The following is a 17,194-nucleotide window of genomic DNA, read 5'->3' on the forward strand; positions in this document are numbered from 1 at the left end:
TTAGCCGGTCGAGGCCGGCAGGCGCCGGGTTACCAGCGCTGATGCACGTAGGGCTTGATGTTCTCATCATAGACCGCCTTCACCTTGGCCATCAACTCGGAGGACAACGGCGCAAGCTCCGCCGCTTCCGCATTGGAAACCGCCTGCGCCGGATTGCGGGCGCCGGGGATGACGACCGTCACAGCGTCGAACATCAGGATCCAGCGCAGAGCGAATTTCGCCATGGTGGTGTCGCCTGACACCAGCGGCCGCACCTTCTCGACCGCCGCCAGGCCGACCTCATAGGGCACGCCCGAAAACGTCTCGCCGACATCGAAGGCTTCGCCATTCCTGTTGAACAGGCGATGATCGGTGCTCTCGAACTTGGTGTCCGTCCTGAACTTGCCGGACAGCAGGCCGCTGGCCAGCGGCACGCGGGCGATCACGGCGACATCGTTCTTTTTCGCCTCAGCGAAGAACAGCTCGGCCGGGCGCTGGCGGAAGGCGTTGAAGATGATCTGCACGCTGACGACGCCGGGATATTGCATCGCCTTCAGCGCCTCTTCGACACGCTCGACGCTGACGCCGTAATTGCGGATCTTGCCCTGCTCGGTGAGCTTGTCGAGACGCTCGAACACTTCCGGGTGGTAATAGAGATCGGTCGGCGGGCAATGCAGCTGCACCAGGTCGAGCGTGTCGGTCTCGAGGTATTTCAGGCTGCGGTCGATCCAGCCGATGAGGTTCTCGACGCTGTAGCCCTCGACCGTCTGCTTCGGCAGCCGCCGTCCGGCCTTGGTGGCGATGAACGGGCGCGCGCCACCGCGTTCCTTCATCACCCGTGCGATCAGCTTTTCCGAACGGCCGTCGCCATAGACGTCGGCGGTGTCGAGGAAGCTGACGCCGGCATCAAGCGCGGTATGCAGGGCGGCGACCGCATCGTCGTCATTGACCTCGCCCCAGGCGGCGCCGATCGCCCAGGCGCCGAAGCCGATCTCGCTGACTGATCTGCCGGTACGGCCAAACTTCCGTGACTGCATTTTGCTTCCTGACTTGCGGCTTTGATGACGGTTCTGATTTCGGGAGCCTCATACCGCATGGCAACGCGATTGACATCCCTCTTCCTGGGATTTACCAGACTACAGGGTTGTATGACAACCCGGCAAGATTGCAACAATTTGGAGCCGGGAGGAACATGTCGTCGATGCGCGAACTTTATCTCGGCGGGGTCGCCGGATGAGCAGTCCGTCAACCGTGGTCGGCTCCTAATCGTGAACAGCCTTGTCGCGCAGATCCTCGAAGCGGGCATAGCTTTTGGTCAGATGGCTGCGCATGGCGCGGCGCGCGGCGTTGACGTCCCTGGCTTCGATGGCCCCGAGAATGGCGCGGTGCTCGCGCTGCATGCGGTCGAGATATTTTTCCCGCTCGGCCTCCGTCATCCGGTCGAGCCGCGTCCAATGGCGCGGGACCATGGCGCTGCCGAACGTGTCGAACAGCCGGGTGAAATTCGGGTTCTGCGTCGCGGCGAGAATGGCGCGGTGGAAGCCGAAATCCTCTTCCGAGCCGGAGCCGCCGGCACGCACCGCCGCCTCCAGCGCGTCGAGCCGAGCGCTCATCTGTTGAAGCGCCGCCTCGCTGCGGCGTTCGGCGGCGAGACCGGTCGCCTCCACCTCGATGCCCATGCGCAGTTCGAGCACGCGCAGCACCTCGTCGATCGATTCGAGATCGTCGGGCAGCACGGAAAAAATCTTCGGCGGCGGATCCTTGGCGACGAAGGCGCCGAGCCCCTGGCGCGTGGTAATCAGCCCGCGCGCACGCAGCGCCGCCAGCGCCTCGCGCACCACGGTGCGGCTGACGCCTGTGGCAGCAACAATCTCCTGCTCGGTCGGCAGCCGCTGCCCCGGTGCAAGGTCACCGGATTCGATCTGCGCAATCAGCGTGTTGACCAGACCCGTCCGCAGGTTGGGCGCCTGCGGAATGGCGTCGAAAGTCATGGGGTCCGCCATCGGTGGCACTCCGGTTCGATTCTTGTTCGAAGGCCGAATCTTATTCAAAGAATTGCATCGACGGGTGCCCGCCGCAAGGTGACGAAAGTTCGGCCCGCTGGCACGAGCCATGGGAGGATTGCATGAAAGAACGCATCGGCTTCATCGGCCTGGGCAGCATGGGCGCCGGCATGGCCGACAATCTGCTGCGCAAGGGCTGGCCGCTGACGGTGCATGTCCACCGCAGCCGCACGGCCGCCGACCGGCTGATCGCCGCCGGCGCCACCGAAGCGCCAAGCCCGCGCGCGCTCGCCACCGCGAGCGACATCGTCATCCTGTGCGTCACCGGCTCGCACGAGGTCGAAGCGCTGGTCAAAGGCCAGGATGGCCTTGCTGCGGCAGCTAAGCCGTTGCTGATCATCGACTGCTCGACCTCCAACCCGTCATCGACGACAGCGCTTGCCGCCGACCTCGCGGAGCAGGGCATGACGCTGATTGACGCGCCGCTGGCGCGCACGCCCAAGGAAGCCACCGAGGGCAAGCTCGACGTCATGGTCGGCGGTGCGGCCGAAATCGTCGCCCGCGCCCGGCCGGTGCTCGAGGCCTTCGCCGCGCGAATCGTCCACACCGGCCCGACCGGCAGCGGCCACACCATGAAGCTGCTCAACAATTTCATCTCGATGGGCTATTCCGCGATCTATTCGGAAGCGCTGAGCCTCGGCGCCAAGGCCGGCCTGACGCCGCAGGTCTTCAACAGTGTCATCTCCGGCAGCCGCATGGATTGCGGCTTCTACCAGGCCTTCTTCGATTTCGTCCTCAACCGCAACGAAAACGCCCAGCGCTTCGCCATCGCCAATGCGCTGAAGGACATGACCTACCTCGCCTCCTTCGCCCAGGCCGCCGGCATCGCCAACCCGATCGGCGCCGCCGTGCGCAACGGGTTCGCTACGGCCGTCACAACAGGCCATGGCGAGAAATTCGTGCCGGCGCTGTCGGATATCGTTGCGGGGTTGAACGGGGTGTCGCTAGTGGAGGCGGCGGAGTGATAGCGAAGCATGGGCAGGCCTCGCCTTCTGCACATCACAAGTCATTCGCCCTCAGCGTTTGGCCGAAGCGCTCAGCGTCAGTGGACAGTTGCAGCTTCGTTGCCAACAACGACACGGGCTATTCGTTGGATCGTGTCAATAGGGCCGCTCTTATATCGCGGTGCCGCGTCAAGGCGGTTGTCCGCCTGTAGACGTACTTTCTGACTCACGGACGTTTCGGTTTCCAAGACTGCAACTACCGACAATGGTAGGTGTCGCTCGCTATCCGCGATCACTCGCAATAACATTGCTTGCCATAGCTTTGAATCATTCGTCGCTATAAACAAAGCCACAGGATCGCGATCTTCCGGATAAAAAACCATATCTGGTGTGACATCTGTCAAGTCCGGAGAAACTGGTTGGCCCTCGACATAGCGGACATGGCGCTTATCCATCTCGTCTCTAATCGCGGCCCTCACATCGTCCTCGAATGCATTCTTTACACGTTCGACAGTCAAAAGAATCAAATCGTTCAGACGTAGGAGCAAAGCTGAAAATTCGAGAACAGCCTTGGGTAGATCGGCTTCTGTTATGCCGTCTATGAATATTTCTCCCATTTCCTCGTCATAGGCCGCACCGTGTTGCACCAAGATTTGGGACAATGCCTCTCTGCGACTGGCAGCATCCATAGTGGCACCCTCCGCTTCCAGGAACGCAATCGTGAGGGCGTTGTCGACAAGACGGTACAGGCCACTCTTAGGACCAAGCGCGTATATGCCTATTAGGTCTCCAGAAATGAAGTTTTTATAGGGCGTGCAAATAGCCACACCACCGCTGAAGGCAGTCATTTGGACGTTCTCGCAGAACGCCCTACATATTTGTTCCTTCAAGCCCATGGCATCGCGTCTATCACAAACATATCGTGTTGGTGGTCTATGCCGACAAGGCTGCACGCGATCGCCGTAGCGACCCCATCACTCATAGCATGTCCATCGTTAAGCATTTTCATGTGGCGATGGTAGGACTTCGGATCAGGAATGCGCTTGGTTCCTGACGGTTTTATGATGCCTACTGACAAGTTATCAGTGTCCCCGCAAGCTGTGTGCACATGCCAGCCACCATGGGTCGCGTGAAACTCCCACCTCGCCAAAATTCGGAAATCCCCGCCGACTTCTTCGCCCAAGGTGGCGATAAACTCTGGAACAAGTGTGTGATAAGCAACCAGCACTCTGTAGTTACGCCCCTTTGTGGCAAAGCTTATGGTTTGCCATCGATAGCGGCGCGTAAGAGGATAGGCTTTCCCTCTCTTCTTGCTGAGAGGGAAGTCCTTTGTTTTCAGCTTCTCGTCGCTCCATAGAGAGAATACGACGTTTGCTTTTTTCCGGTCCAATTACCCCTGCTACCCTCATAACTTTGTATTCTATGCGGATTCTCAGCCGGTCACGCAATGGTGCGCCTGTGGCGTCGGCCATACAAATTGATAAATTCGCATAACCAGATGGCGACCGGCCAGTACTTCGATCTGTCAGCGCCTAGTAGAGGCAGCCGGCACGTTAAAATCGACTTAGGTAACCACTATCCCGCGTCCTAGCTGCGCATACCTCCTCTTTGGCCATGTCAAACCGCAAGATCGGTCGAGCGCGACATGCCCCGGAGCGCCTATCTGGTGTCGCCACGCAGGACGAGACGTTTGATGACGCCACTTGAAAACTACCAAGCCCGGATGCAGCGGGTGCTGGACCACATAGACCAGCATCTGGACGACGATCTGGGCCTGGAAGCGTTGAGCGGCGTCGCGGCGTTCTCGAAATACCATTTCCACCGGCAGTTCACGTCAACCTTCGGCTTGTCCGTGCATCGCTATGTCCAGCTCGCCCGCCTGAAGCGCGCTTCGTACCGGCTTGCCGAGAGCGTCGCCCAAAGCGTCACCGACATAGCGATGGATGCCGGTTACGACGCACCGGATGCCTTCGCCCGCGCCTTTCGGCAACGGTTCGGACAATCGCCTTCGTCGTTCCGGAAGTCTCCCGACTGGGGGGCGTGGCTCATGGCCTTCGGGCCGCTCGAAAAAGCAAGGACCACGCTCATGCAGATAATCTTCGAACCCGCCGACGTAACGATCCGCGATGTGCCGCCGACGCCGGTAGCTGTTATGGAGCATCGCGGCGACCGGGCGACGCTCCAGGACACCATCCAGCGGTTCATCGCCTGGCGCAAGGCAGTCGGCCTGTCGCCCGAGACCAGCCCGACCTTCAACATCTTCCGTTCCGAAAGGGAGCCGGCGAACCCGGCCGATTACAGCATGGATATTTGTGCCGGAACCGACCTGCCGGTAGAAGGCGGGCCGATCGAGGCCGCGCAGATGAAGGCCGGCGTGATCCCCGGCGGACGCTGCGCGGTGCTGCGATATCCCGGCAACACCAACAATCTCGAGCCGGCAGCGCTTTACCTGTACCGCGAATGGCTTCCGGCCAGCGGCGAGGAGGCGCGCAACTTTCCGATCTATTGCCAACGGCACTTTTCGTCGAACGGACCGGTGCGCGAAGTGGTGCTTGAGCTGTTTCTGCCGCTGAAATAGCGCGGTGGGGTGGCGGCCTATCTCCGGCCCTGAGCTGGTTGAGCCGACGACCGTGTGAAATCTGATATGGCGCTCCCCCACTCCGTCTCGGCTTCGCCGAGCCACCTCTACCCCCACATTCGTAGGGGAGAGGAAACCAAAGCTTTTGAAGGGCTGCGATCTCGGAGATTGGCATTTCCTCATCCCCCATGAAATGGGGGGTCCGAAGGACGGGCGAGACCCGTGGCTCGCCCCGGCAAGGTGGCTCGGCGAAGCCGAGACGGAGTGGGGGTCAGCGCCGCCATAGGCGATTGGCCCAGCGCGCGGACAAGGCAAGGCTATCCCTAAGCCTGCCCGCGCACAGCCTTCCGCAACCGCGAATGCCGTACCGGAGACGCTGCCTCAGGCCCCGGCGCTATCTCCGCAGCTTCCCCCTCATGCAACCCCACCCGCAGCGCCGCGCCCGCCAGATGGTCGCGCATCGCGGCTTGCGCCCCTTCGGCGTCGCCGGCACGGATCGCTCTCAGGATGCGCTCATGTTCGCCGAGCGTGATGCGGGCCATGTCGTCCGACTTTTGCTGGTTGCCGGCGGCGAGAATGCTTTCGCGCACCCGCTCGGACACGAAGACCAGGAATTGGCCCATGTAGGAATTGCGCGTCGCCTCGGCGACGGTGCGGTGGAATTCGAGGTCGCTGCGCAGCCAGGCGACGCTGCCATAGGGGGCGGCGCGCATGCCGGACAGCGCATCGCCCATGGCTTTGAGATCGGCGTCGCTGCGCCGTTTTGCGGCAAGGGCCGCCGCCTGCACTTCGAGGATGCCACGCAGTTCGAACAGATTGCGAAACGAGTCGGCGCGCTGCAGCGTCTCATGGTCGATGGTCAGCACCGTCGGGTTGTTGCTCTCGACCACGAAGGCGCCGCGCCCCTGCTGCGACCAGATTCGGCCTTCCGAGCGCAGCCGCGCGATCGCCTCGCGCACCACGTTGCGGCTGACCCCGAAAGTGGTTGCCAGCGCCGCCTCGGTCGGCAGCTGGTCACCCGGCTTCAGCCGCCCTTGCGCGATCTCGCGCGAGATGGAACTGGCCACCAGAGTGGAGAGGTGTGGGCCGCGATTGACCTTGTCGAGTTTCAGCGTCATCGCTCACCTATAGTCGACGGCGGGTGCCGGCGCCAGAATGCGGCCGTTGCTGAGAATGTGGCGCGGGTCGAATGCGTCCTTGATGCCGGCGGCGAGGTCGAGCGTCACCGGATCGATGCGGTCGAGGAATGCCTTCTGCTTGACCCGGCCAATGCCGTGCTCGGCGCTGATCGAGCCGCCATAGCGGTCGACGACAGTGAAGATCTCGGCTTCCGCCTGCTCGAACAGATGTTCCATCGCCTCGGTGCCCATGCCTTCCGGCGGCACGACGTTGAGGTGGATGTTGCCGTCGCCGACATGGCCGTAGGTGACAGCCAGGGCGTCGGGCCGGGCTTTCTCCAAGGCGGCCAGCGCATCGGTGACGAAATCGGCAAGCCTGGAGATCGGCACCGACACATCGGTGCGCAGGTAGCGGCCTCCCCTGCCCTGCCGCTCGACCATGATCTCGCGATAAAGCCACAGCCGCTCGCCCTGCGCCCTGGTCGAAGCGATGACGCCGTCCTCGACGATGTCCTCGACGCTGCCGAGAAAATCCAGAAGCATATTGGAGAGGTCGATCAGCCCGCCCGACGACACCTCGATCAGCACGTAGACGGGATAGGGCTGGCTGAGCGGATCGAGAAAATCCTTGCCCTCGCGCATGGTGATCTCGATGCCGCCGCGCAGGATCAGCTCGAAGGCGGTGAGCAAATCGCTGCAATCGCGCCGCGCCCTTGCATAGAGTGCCATCGCGTCCTCGACGGAGCGCAAGCCGACCAGCGCGGTTTCGATCTGCGTCGGCTTGGGGAACAGCTTCAGCGCCGCCGCGGTGACGATGCCGAGCGTGCCCTCCGAGCCGATGAAGATCTGCTTCAGATCATAGCCGCGATTGTCCTTGCGCAGCACTTTCAGCCCGTTCCAGATGCGGCCGTCGGCCAGCACCACTTCCAGGCCAAGCACCAGGTCGCGCGTCATGCCGTAGCGCAGCACGTTGAAGCCGCCGGCATTGGTGGCGACATTGCCGCCGATGCGGCAGCTGCCCTGCGCGCCGAAGGTGATCGGCAGCAGGCAGTCGCTCGCTTCGGCCGCGCGCTTGGCGTCCTCGAGGATGCAGCCGGCCTCGACCACCATGGCAAAGTCGATCGGGCTGATCGAACGGATACGGTTCATGCGCTCCAGCGAGATGACGATCTCGCCGCCATCCGCCGCCACTGCGGCGCCCACGAGCCCGGTCAGGCCGCCTTGCGGCACCACCGGAATGCGCTCGGCATGGCAGAACCGCATCAGCGCCGACATCTCCTCCACCGAAGAGGGCCGCGCCACGGCCAGCGGCCGGCCGAAATGATCGCCCGACCAATCGCGGCTGAAGCGCGCCAGATCCGCTTCATCGGTCAGCAGCCCACCGTTCGGCAGCAGGCCGGCGAGGGCTGCGATCTGCGATGCGGAGGGCGCGGCATTCATGGATTGGCTCTGGGCCCCTTGGCAAAACGACTGGACAAATACCTGCGTTGTCGTGTTATCATACAACCCTGATTTAGAACATCAAGCGAGGCCATTTGCCGTCAAGCGTTCGATGTGGATGATCAGACCCGCAAATCACAGAATTCGGAGGACTCCCCCAATGAGCGACGCCCCGGGCTTTCGCTATATGCACACCATGATCAGGGTGCTCGACCTCGACAAGTCGATCGCCTTCTACACCGAGGTGCTTGGCATGACCCTGCTGCGCCGCGACGACTACCCCGGCGGCAAGTTCACCAACGCCTTTGTCGGCTACGGCCCCGAGGAAAAGGAAGCCGTCGTCGAGCTGACGCTGAACTGGGGCCGCGAGGAGCCCTACGAGATCGGCACCGGCTTCGGCCATCTGGCGCTCGGCGTCAACGACATCTACGCCGTCTGCGCCGAACTGGAAAAGCGCGGCGCCAAGATCCAGCGCAAGCCCGGCCCGATGCAGCACGGCACCACCCACATCGCTTTCGTCGAAGACCCCGACGGCTACAAGATCGAGCTGATCGGCCTCGACACGATGTGATCCGATCGGGCCGGACCGCATCGGCCTCGCGCCGATGCGGTCCCGTCCTGTCCGCGCTTGCCTGGGAGGCGGGATCACTTGATGACCGCGATCTTGCTGCGGTCGATGGTAATGGCGACGGCAGCGATCAGCACCGCGCCGAACACCATATTTTCCAGGAAAATGTTGACGCCGACAAAGGTCATGCCGATGCGCACGATCGAGATGATCAGCGCGCCGACCGCCGTGCGCGCAACGCCGCCGAGCCCGCCGGTGATCGCCGTGCCGCCGACGATGACGGCGGCGATGGCCGGCAGCAGCAGCTGGTTGGCCAGCACTGGCGAGCCGCTCGACAGCCTGGCCGCCAGCACGACGCCGGCGATGGCCGCGAGCATACCCGACGCGGCAAAGGCGATGATCTTGGTGCGGTCGACATTGATGCCCGCCGCCCACGCCGCCGGCTCGCCGGCGCCGACCGCGATCGCCTGGCGGCCGAAGCGCGTGTAGCGCAGCGCCAGAAAGGCGGCGATGCCGATCACCGCCGAAATCAGCACCACCACGGGAATGCCAGCGACAGTGGCGTTGATCCAGGCGGTGTTTTCGCGACCAGCCTCCTCGATGGTGATGGCGCGGCCATTGGAGACCCAGAGCGCCAGGCCGGTGACCACGCCGCCGGTGGCGAGCGTCGCGACGAAGGACGGCACGCGTAGCTTGACGTGAACGACGCCGCTCAACACGCCGAAGGCGAGCCCCGACAGGATCGCCACCGGAAAGGCGGCAAGGCCGAGCGAAGGCAGCAGTTGCGCCAGGATGACGCTGGCCAGCGATGCCACCGCCTGGATCGACAAATCGATGCCGCCGAGCAGAATGGCGAAGGTGACGCCGGTCGCCAGGATGAACAGCACGGCGGTGTTGGCAAACAAAAGCGCCACGGTTTCGCCGGTGAGGAAGCCGGGCGCGGCGATCTCGATGATCAGCAGCAGGCCGACCAGCAGCACCAGCGGAATGGCGCCTTGCGTCCACTTGCCCTCGAAAACCCGCCTGATGGAGAACGCTTCATTCATCGGCTCACACCATTGCCCTGAGAAGATCGACCTGGTTCGGCTTGTTGCCCGGGCTGGCATCGAAGCGCGCGGTGATTGCACCATCGCGCATTACCAGCACCTGGTGCGACAGGCCGATCGTTTCCTCCAGCGTGTCGGAAATCAAAAGGATCGCCACGCCTTGCGCGGAGAGGTCGCGCACCAATTCGTAGACCTCTTCCTTGGCGCCGACATCGAGCCCGCGTGTGGGATGGTCGAGCACCAGGATGCGCGAGCCCGCCGTCATCCAGCGCGCCAGCACCACCTTCTGCTGGTTGCCGCCGCTGAGCTTGCGGCAGGCGGCATCGGGGCCGGGCGCCTTGATGCGCAGCCGCTTGATCCAGTCGGCGGCAAGCCGGCGCTCCTTGCCATAATCGATGGCGCCATGGCGCATGACGCTGGAGAGATCGGCCAGCGAAATGTTCTCCGCGATCGACAGGAACATCACCAGCCCTTCGAGCCGGCGCTCGCGCGGGACATAGCCGACGCCCTTGCGCACCGCCGGCTCCGGCGAGGAGAAGCGCACGGCATCGCCGGCGATTTTCATCTCGCCGGCATCATGCTGGACGAAGCCGCCAACGGTGCGCGTCACCTCCTCGCGGCCGGAGCCGACAACGCCGGCAATGCCGACGATCTCGCCGGCCCGGATCGAGAGATCGACGCCGTGATAGAAACCGTTGGCGCTAAGGCCCTTGGCCTCGACCATCACGGTACCGCGCGGCGCCAGCTGGCGGGCCTCGCGATAATACTCCGCCTGCAGGCCGCGCCCGACCATGATCTCGTGCAGCTCAGGCGCGGTGACTTCGGCTGCACGATGTTCGGCAACGACGGCGCCATCCTTCATCGTGTAGACGCGGTCGGAGATATTGAGCACCTCGTCGAGGCGGTGCGAGACGAAGACGAAGCTGGCGCGGGATTTGAGCGAGCGCACCCGCGCGAACAGCACCTCGATGTCGGCGGCGTTGAGCACCGAGGTCGGCTCGTCGAGCAGGATCAGCAACTGCCGCTCGACCACTTCCTCCAGGGTCAGCGCCTTGGCGAGCTCGACCATCTGGCGCGCCGCGAAGGTGAGTTCGGAGGTGCGCGCGGTGACGTCGATGTCGATGCCGATCTTGGCCAGTTGCCGCCGCGCCGCCGCGTTCATGGCGCGCCAATTGACGAGGCCGAAGCGGGTGAAGCGGTCCTCTCCGCCGAGATAGATGTTTTCGGCAACCGTCAGGTTCAGCACCAGCGACTGCTCCTGGAACACCATGCCGATGCCATGCCTGGCCGCATCACGGGCGTTGCGCATGCGCAGCTGTTCGCCATCCAGCGTGAGCGAGCCGCCATCCGGCCGGTAGCCGCCGGCCAGCACCCGCATCAGCGTCGACTTGCCGGCGCCGTTCTCGCCGATCAGCCCGACAACTTCATTGGGCCGCACCTCGATGGAGACGTCGCGCAGCGCCTGGACGCCGGGGAAATTCTTGATGATGTTGGACGCCTGCAGCATGGCGTTCACTTGACGATTTTCAGGCGGACACGGTCGAGCGACAGCGCCACCGCGGCGATGATCATCAGACCCTGCACCGTCTGCTGGATGTAGGGCGAGATGCCGAGCAGGATCATGCCATTGGCAAGCACGGTGACGATCAGCACACCGATCAGCGTGTTGACGACGCCGCCCTCGCCGCCGGTCAAAGCGGTGCCGCCGACGACCACTGCGGTGACCGCTGCAAACAGCCTGCCGTCGCCGATGACGGCGTGCGACTGGCCGAGCTGTGCGGCGGCAAGCACACCGGCAATGCCGAAGAAGAAACCGGCCAGCGCAAAAGCGGTGATGCGCACGCGCACGACATTGACGCCCGAGAGCTTGGCGACATCCTCGTCGCCGCCGATCGCCAATATGTGGCGGCCGAGCTTGGTGTGATACTGGATGACGGTGGCGAGCAGGAACGCGCCGAACGCAACCCAGACCGCCACCGGCAGGCCGAGGAAACGGTGCAAGGCCAGGTCGCGGATCGAGGCGTCGTTCAGCTTGATCGCCGTGCCGCCCAGCATATAGACCGACAGGCCGAGGCCGATGAACCACATGCCGAGCGTGCCCATGAAGGACGGGATGCGCAGCATGGCCTGGACGAGACCGCTGACGAAGCCCATGGCGGTGCCGGCGGCGATGGCAGCGAGCACCGCCCACCAGCCATAGTCGTTGCCGTTGCCGTCATTGGCGGCGAGCAGCACAAGCACCATCGCCGCCACCGAAAGCGTGCCTTCGACTGCGAGGTCGATGCTGCCCATCAGGATGATGAAGGTCAGCCCCATCGCCAGCGTCAGCGGCACGGCGGCGGAATTCGCAAGCCGCACCAGATTGCGCAGCTCGATGAAATTGGGGTTGGCAATGGCGATGAGTACGCAGAGTACAATCAGCACCGCCAGCGGCGCCAGGCTGCGCCAGCGCCTGCCGCCCAGGAATGTCGCGATGCGGCCGGGGAACGGTGTCATGGGCGTCGTCCGCTCGATGTCCGAAACGGACTTCAGGGGTTCTGTATGGATTGTCAAGAAACCGCTTCCCGTCTGCTGGTGACAGCCGTCGCGACAAGGGGATCGCGACGGCTGCGGGAGGAAGCGGGCCGCCAGGGAGTTGCAGCCCACTCCGATGGATCAGGTGCGGATTGCTCCGGTGACCCGGCCCCACAGATCGTTCCAGTCGATCTCGGGCTTCGCATCGACATTGGTCTTGTAATATTCCTCGACATTGTCGTGCGAGATCAGCACCGCCTTGCCGTAGAACTCGCGGTGCTCCGGGGGCTCCTTGGTCGGGTCGAACTTGCCGATCTTGGCGTTGTAGCCGATGGCTAGACCCATGCCGCCCTGCCAGAACGGATCCGAAGTGACCGTGCAGGCGAATTCGCCGGTGCGCACCGCATCGACCGCCGTCTTGATGCCGTCGACGCCGACGATCGGCACCTTGCCGGCGAGATTTTCGGCACGCAACGCTTCCAGAGCGCCCGAGCCCATATCGTCATTGGCCGCCCAGATGCCCTTGATGTCGTCGCCGAAGCGGGTGAGCAGATTGCCCATCAGGTCGAAGGCTTCGGTCGACTTCCAGTTGGCGACCTGGAAGTCGAGCAGCTTGATGTCTGGGTTGGCAGCAAGGGCTGCGTCGAGGCCCTTCTTGCGCTCGATCGCCGCCGTGGTCGAGATCAGGCCGCCGAGCGCTACGATGCCGCCCTTGCCGCCAATGGTCTTGAACAGGATCTCGGCGATGGTCTTGCCGCTGTCGATGCCGTCGAACTCGATATGCGAGACATAGTTCGGGTTGAAATCCTTCGGGTGCAGATCCCCAGGCTTGTTCCACTGCGTCACCACATAGGCGCCGGCCTTGGCGCAGGCCTCGACGATCGGGCGCGCATCGGGCGTGTCGTTGGGATCGGAATTCAGCACCATGTTGCCGCCGGTCTTGGCCAGCATCGCCTTGATGTCGGCAATGCCCTTCTCGCTGTTGCCTTCCGAAACCAGCGTGACGTGTTCCAGCCCGGCCCATTTGGCATACGCTTCCGCGCCGGTCTTCCACACCGCGTGATAGGGGTTGGACAGCGAGCGGATCGACGTCACCAGCGTCGGCTTTTCCTGCGCGCGCAGCACGCTCGGCATCGCGAGTGCCGCCACGCCGGCGGTGGCGCCCATCATCAGCGTGCGCCGGTTGACCGCAAAATTCTTCGTGTCGTTCATACCTCGAAACCTCCCGATTGAATTCTGTTCCGCCCGGCATCTTGCGCAGGGAGCGCGGCCGGGACCTCCTGGTGAGGATCGTCAAGCTCCTCCACTTGTACGACAACCCTTCAACACGATAACCATACCCTTTCTCTTGACGTGGCACAAGCGACTTGAGATCGTCGCGCGCAAGAGGAAGGGGCGGTGATTTTCATCGCCCGCCGGAGCATGATCCCTAGAAGTGGGAACCGGTTTTCTCGGACAAATCGGGAAACCGTTTTGTCCGGAGATCATGCTCCAACAAAGAGAACCCGGGAGTGGAAATGACGGATTACATCATTGTCGGCGGCGGTTCGGCTGGCTGCATTCTGGCCGCCCGGCTGAGCGAGGACCCGGACGTGTCCGTCGTGCTGCTCGAGGCCGGTCCGCCCGACACCGACCGCTACATCCATTTGCCGGTCGGCTTCTTCAAGATGACGTCGGGGCCGCTGATCTGGGGTTATGACACCGCGCCCGGCAAGGAGATCGACGGCCGCACCATGGTCTATCCGCAGGCCCGCGTGCTGGGCGGCGGCTCCTCGATCAACGCCCAGGTGTTCACCCGCGGTTGCCCTGAGGATTATGACGGCTGGGCGACTGAGAATGGCTGTGCCGGCTGGAGCTATGCCGACGTGCTGCCCTACTTCGTCCGCTCCGAGGGCAACGACACTTTTGCCGATGCGCAGCACGGCACTGACGGCCCGCTCGGCGTCTCCAGCGGCGCGCCGCATCCGCTGACCCGCATCTTCGTCAAGGCGGCGCAGCAGGCGGGCCTTCCTTTCCGCGCCGACTTCAACGCCGGTAAGCAGGCGGGCGCCGGCTTCTACCAGACGACGACGCGTCGGGGGAAACGCTCGAGCACGGCGGTCACCTATCTGAAGCCGGCGCTCGGCCGCAAGAATCTGACGCTACGCACCGACGCCTCGGTCAGCCGCATCGTGGTCGAGAACGGCCGCGCCATCGGTGTAGAGATCATCGTCAATGGCCGCACCGAACTGCTCCGCGCCGAGCGCGAAGTCATCGTCGCCGCCGGCGCCATCGGCTCGCCGAAATTGCTGATGCTGTCCGGCATCGGCCCGGCCGTGCATCTCGGCCAGCACGGCATCGAGGTGGTCCACGATTCCAAAAACGTCGGCCAGAATCTGCACGATCACATGGACGTCGATGTCGTCGCCGAGCTCAACGGACCGCACGGCATCGACCGTTACAAGAAGAAGCGCTGGCAAGCGGTCGCCGGTCTTGAATATGCGCTGTTCGGCAAGGGGCCGGTGGCCTCCAACATCGTCGAGGCCGGCGGCTTCTGGTGGGGCGACCGCGCGGAGAAGACGCCGGACATCCAGTTCCATTTCCTGCCCGGCGCCGGCGTTGAGGAAGGCATCGGCTCGGTTCCCGGCGGCAATGGCTGCACGCTGAACTCCTACCATGTGCGCCCGCGTTCGCGCGGCAGCGTCACGCTCAAGTCCGCGGACCTGCGCGATGCGCCCATCATCGACCCCAACCCGTTCGCCGAGCGCTATGATCTCGAACGCGCCATCGACGGCATCGAGATCAGCCGCGAAATCCTGTCGCAGCCAGCCTTCGCCAGATACATCAGCCGCGAGCATCTGCCCGGCAAGGCGATGCAGGGGCGCTCAGCACTCGAAGCCTTCGCCCGAGAACATGGCCGCAGCGCCTATCACCCAGTCGGCACCTGCCGGATGGGCGGCGATGCCGACAGCGTCGTCGACCTCGAGCTTCGCGTGCGCGGGCTGCAAGGCCTGCGCGTCTGCGACAGCTCGGTCATGCCGAGCATCGTGTCGTCGAACACCAACGCCGCCGTGGTCATGATTGCGGAGAAGGCGGCGGATCTGATTGCGGGGCGAACGCTGCCGGTGGCGTAAGCAGGACAATCGCATGTGGTGGCGCCATGCGATTGCCCTGCCTTGAGCACCTGTCGCTGAGCGCATAGCACTCGAACCGCACTAAAAACGACAGCCTCCCGCAGCGCCTTCAACCGACGCTTGCGCAACCCACCAACCGACCGGAAACCCCCGGTTGCGGGCTCGTTGCCGACGCCTGCGCGGGGATGTGAAAGCGCTTTTGCGCCAGTCCGCGATCACACCATATGAACCGATCCAACCTCTGCTAGCTTGTGGGCGTGGGACTTGTCCCGCTTTGGCCGGTGCTTCAGGCAACCCCATCCCAACCCCCCGCCCCCTGCGGTACCGGCCATCCCCTCCCCCTTTTGGCGGGCTTCTCGACCTGCCATCCTCAGCCGTCCCTGCCAACTTCGAGGTCGACGAAGAGGCTTGATGCGTTGCATGCAAATCCAAACCATCGGGCAGCGTATCGAGGAATTTCACATCGGCTGTCTGGACGACATCCTGGAGAGCGACAGATCGGGGTCGAGCCGCCTCAGCTCCCGGTTGATGGCCGCCAGGCGCTCCGGTTCGCCTTCCGTGTTGCAGACATTGAGAGTAACGACGCGTAAGCGCATCAACGAACCACCGCCGCCATGCGTTCCAACGTGGTGCGCGAAACGGCTCGGCCATCGGCGCGGTTCGGCTTGCCAAATTCCGCCATGCCGCCCATACACGGCTTGAACAACCGCCCCGAGGGTCCGCGCCCATTTTGCCAAAGGATACTCTCCGATGTCTGTGACGCCGTCCCCCTGGTCAAAGCCGTGACGGCCTCCCTCGCAAGCCTGGGCTGGACGGATTTCTTCGGCGACCAGCTTGAAGCCGATGAGGCAGACCTCGTGCCGACGCGCATCGCCTCGGTGCACCGCGACCGCCTGGCCGGCCTGTCCCGGGCAGGGCCAGTGGATCTGACGCTGCCGGCCAATGCCAACACCGGCGACTATGCCGTCGGCGACTGGGTGCTGGTCGAGCCGCATACGCATCTGCTGCGCCGCCGCCTGACCCGCAAGACGGTGCTGGAGCGCCGCACACAGGGCGGCAGGGTGCCGCAGCTGGCCGCGGCCAATGTCGACACGCTGTTTATCGTGACGTCCTGCAATGCCGATTTCAACATCGCCCGGCTCGAGCGCTATCTGGCGCTGGCCAACGAGGCCGGAACGACGCCGGTGATCCTGCTGACCAAGGCCGACACCGCTGACGATGCCGAGGCTTACCAAAGCCAGGCCGCCGCCCTGCAGCGTGGACTGGCCGTGGTGATGCTGAACCCGCGCGTCGCCGATGCCGCAGCGGCGCTTGCTCCCTGGTGTGGCGCAGGGCAGACGGTGGCGCTGGTCGGCTCCTCCGGGGTCGGCAAATCGACGCTGGTCAACACGCTGGCCGGAGCGGCGCAGCAATCGCCGCAACAGACGGCGGGCATCCGCGAACACGATGCCAAGGGTCGCCACACCACCACGGCGCGGTCGCTGCACCCCATTGCCGGTGGCGGCTGGGTAATCGACACGCCGGGCATGCGCACGCTGCATGTCAGCGACGTCGCCTCCGGCATCGACACGCTGTTTGCCGAAATCACCGAGCTCGCACCGCTGTGCAAATTCCGCGACTGCACCCATGTCCACGAACCGGGCTGCGCGGTGCAGGCTGCGTTGAAGGCGGGTACGCTCGACCCTGAGCGCCTTGCCCGCTGGCGCAAGCTGTCGGAGGAAAACCAGGGCAACACGCCGGTTCAGAGCGGCCCGCGCGGCAACAAATCTCCCGCGAGCCGCCCGAAGCGGCGTTGAACATCCGGAAAATTCCAGCGAGAGAAATTGGAGGC

The 17,194-nt window shown here is 64.0% G+C and carries 16 protein-coding genes; 5 read left to right on the forward strand and 11 right to left on the reverse strand.

Going from position 1 to position 17,194, the window contains the following annotated elements:
• Nucleotides 1-29: 29 nt before the first annotated feature.
• The gene (locus AC3EML_RS29705; protein WP_023814661.1) at nt 30-1,016 is read right to left on the reverse strand and encodes an aldo/keto reductase; all 987 of its coding nucleotides are present in this window, start codon (nt 1,014-1,016) and stop codon (nt 30-32) included.
• 225 nt (nt 1,017-1,241) lie between these two features.
• Nucleotides 1,242-1,982 carry a FadR/GntR family transcriptional regulator gene (locus tag AC3EML_RS29710; protein WP_352498333.1) on the reverse strand — a complete coding sequence of 247 codons (741 nt, stop codon included), beginning with the start codon at nt 1,980-1,982 and terminating at the stop codon, nt 1,242-1,244.
• Nucleotides 1,983-1,984: 2 nt separating this feature from the next.
• Here AC3EML_RS29710 and AC3EML_RS29715 point away from each other — a divergent pair, with 2 nt between their 5' ends.
• Nucleotides 1,985-3,007, forward strand: coding sequence for an NAD(P)-dependent oxidoreductase (locus AC3EML_RS29715; protein ID WP_352521554.1), 1,023 nt, complete (start codon nt 1,985-1,987; stop codon nt 3,005-3,007).
• Between the two features lie 77 nt (nt 3,008-3,084).
• On the opposite strand, the gene AC3EML_RS29720 is transcribed toward AC3EML_RS29715, so the two are convergent.
• Both AC3EML_RS29720 and AC3EML_RS29725 read right to left on the reverse strand, forming a co-directional pair.
• Nucleotides 3,085-3,834, reverse strand: a complete 750-nt coding sequence (locus AC3EML_RS29720; protein ID WP_352521555.1) for a DUF1828 domain-containing protein — start codon at nt 3,832-3,834, stop codon at nt 3,085-3,087.
• Between the two features lie 38 nt (nt 3,835-3,872).
• Nucleotides 3,873-4,376: a hypothetical protein gene (locus AC3EML_RS29725; protein ID WP_352521556.1), complete on the reverse strand. Its 504-nt coding sequence runs from the start codon at nt 4,374-4,376 to the stop codon at nt 3,873-3,875.
• Between the two features lie 303 nt (nt 4,377-4,679).
• On the opposite strand from AC3EML_RS29725, the gene AC3EML_RS29730 reads away from it, so the two are divergent.
• Nucleotides 4,680-5,564 (forward strand): AraC family transcriptional regulator, encoded by an 885-nt coding sequence (locus tag AC3EML_RS29730; RefSeq protein WP_488505374.1) that lies wholly within the window; start codon nt 4,680-4,682, stop codon nt 5,562-5,564.
• 323 nt (nt 5,565-5,887) lie between these two features.
• On the opposite strand, the gene AC3EML_RS29735 is transcribed toward AC3EML_RS29730, so the two are convergent.
• Together AC3EML_RS29735 and AC3EML_RS29740 are read right to left on the reverse strand one after the other, a co-directional pair.
• The gene (locus tag AC3EML_RS29735; protein ID WP_023671079.1) at nt 5,888-6,682 is read right to left on the reverse strand and encodes a FadR/GntR family transcriptional regulator; all 795 of its coding nucleotides are present in this window, start codon (nt 6,680-6,682) and stop codon (nt 5,888-5,890) included.
• 3 nt (nt 6,683-6,685) lie between these two features.
• Nucleotides 6,686-8,122, reverse strand: coding sequence for an FAD-binding oxidoreductase (locus AC3EML_RS29740; RefSeq protein WP_352521557.1), 1,437 nt, complete (start codon nt 8,120-8,122; stop codon nt 6,686-6,688).
• Between the two features lie 160 nt (nt 8,123-8,282).
• On the opposite strand from AC3EML_RS29740, the gene gloA reads away from it, so the two are divergent.
• Nucleotides 8,283-8,693 carry a lactoylglutathione lyase gene (gene gloA, locus AC3EML_RS29745; RefSeq protein WP_023726498.1) on the forward strand — a complete coding sequence of 137 codons (411 nt, stop codon included), beginning with the start codon at nt 8,283-8,285 and terminating at the stop codon, nt 8,691-8,693.
• Between the two features lie 74 nt (nt 8,694-8,767).
• Here gloA and AC3EML_RS29750 read toward each other — a convergent pair whose 3' ends face one another.
• From AC3EML_RS29750 to AC3EML_RS29765, 4 genes are all read right to left on the reverse strand, one after another.
• Complete coding sequence (locus tag AC3EML_RS29750; protein WP_352521558.1) at nt 8,768-9,736, reverse strand: ABC transporter permease; 969 nt, start codon at nt 9,734-9,736, stop codon at nt 8,768-8,770.
• Nucleotides 9,737-9,740: 4 nt separating this feature from the next.
• Entirely contained in the window at nt 9,741-11,243 is a 1,503-nt protein-coding gene (locus tag AC3EML_RS29755; RefSeq protein ID WP_352521628.1) for a sugar ABC transporter ATP-binding protein, read from the reverse strand.
• Between the two features lie 5 nt (nt 11,244-11,248).
• Nucleotides 11,249-12,232, reverse strand: a complete 984-nt coding sequence (locus tag AC3EML_RS29760; RefSeq protein WP_023733555.1) for an ABC transporter permease — start codon at nt 12,230-12,232, stop codon at nt 11,249-11,251.
• A 159-nt stretch (nt 12,233-12,391) separates the two neighbouring features.
• The gene (locus tag AC3EML_RS29765; RefSeq protein WP_023744122.1) at nt 12,392-13,462 is read right to left on the reverse strand and encodes a sugar ABC transporter substrate-binding protein; all 1,071 of its coding nucleotides are present in this window, start codon (nt 13,460-13,462) and stop codon (nt 12,392-12,394) included.
• Nucleotides 13,463-13,767: 305 nt separating this feature from the next.
• Between AC3EML_RS29765 and AC3EML_RS29770 the strand changes: the two genes are divergently transcribed.
• A complete protein-coding gene (locus AC3EML_RS29770) occupies nt 13,768-15,363 on the forward strand; it encodes a GMC family oxidoreductase (RefSeq protein ID WP_352521559.1) in 1,596 nt (531 codons plus the stop codon).
• A 458-nt stretch (nt 15,364-15,821) separates the two neighbouring features.
• On the opposite strand, the gene AC3EML_RS29775 is transcribed toward AC3EML_RS29770, so the two are convergent.
• Nucleotides 15,822-15,959, reverse strand: a complete 138-nt coding sequence (locus AC3EML_RS29775) for an endonuclease/exonuclease/phosphatase family protein (protein WP_352521560.1) — start codon at nt 15,957-15,959, stop codon at nt 15,822-15,824.
• Between the two features lie 186 nt (nt 15,960-16,145).
• On the opposite strand from AC3EML_RS29775, the gene rsgA reads away from it, so the two are divergent.
• The gene (gene rsgA, locus AC3EML_RS29780) at nt 16,146-17,159 is read left to right on the forward strand and encodes a ribosome small subunit-dependent GTPase A (protein WP_352521561.1); all 1,014 of its coding nucleotides are present in this window, start codon (nt 16,146-16,148) and stop codon (nt 17,157-17,159) included.
• Nucleotides 17,160-17,194 lie beyond the last annotated feature (35 nt).

This window comes from Mesorhizobium sp. P170090 (assembly GCF_057786115.1).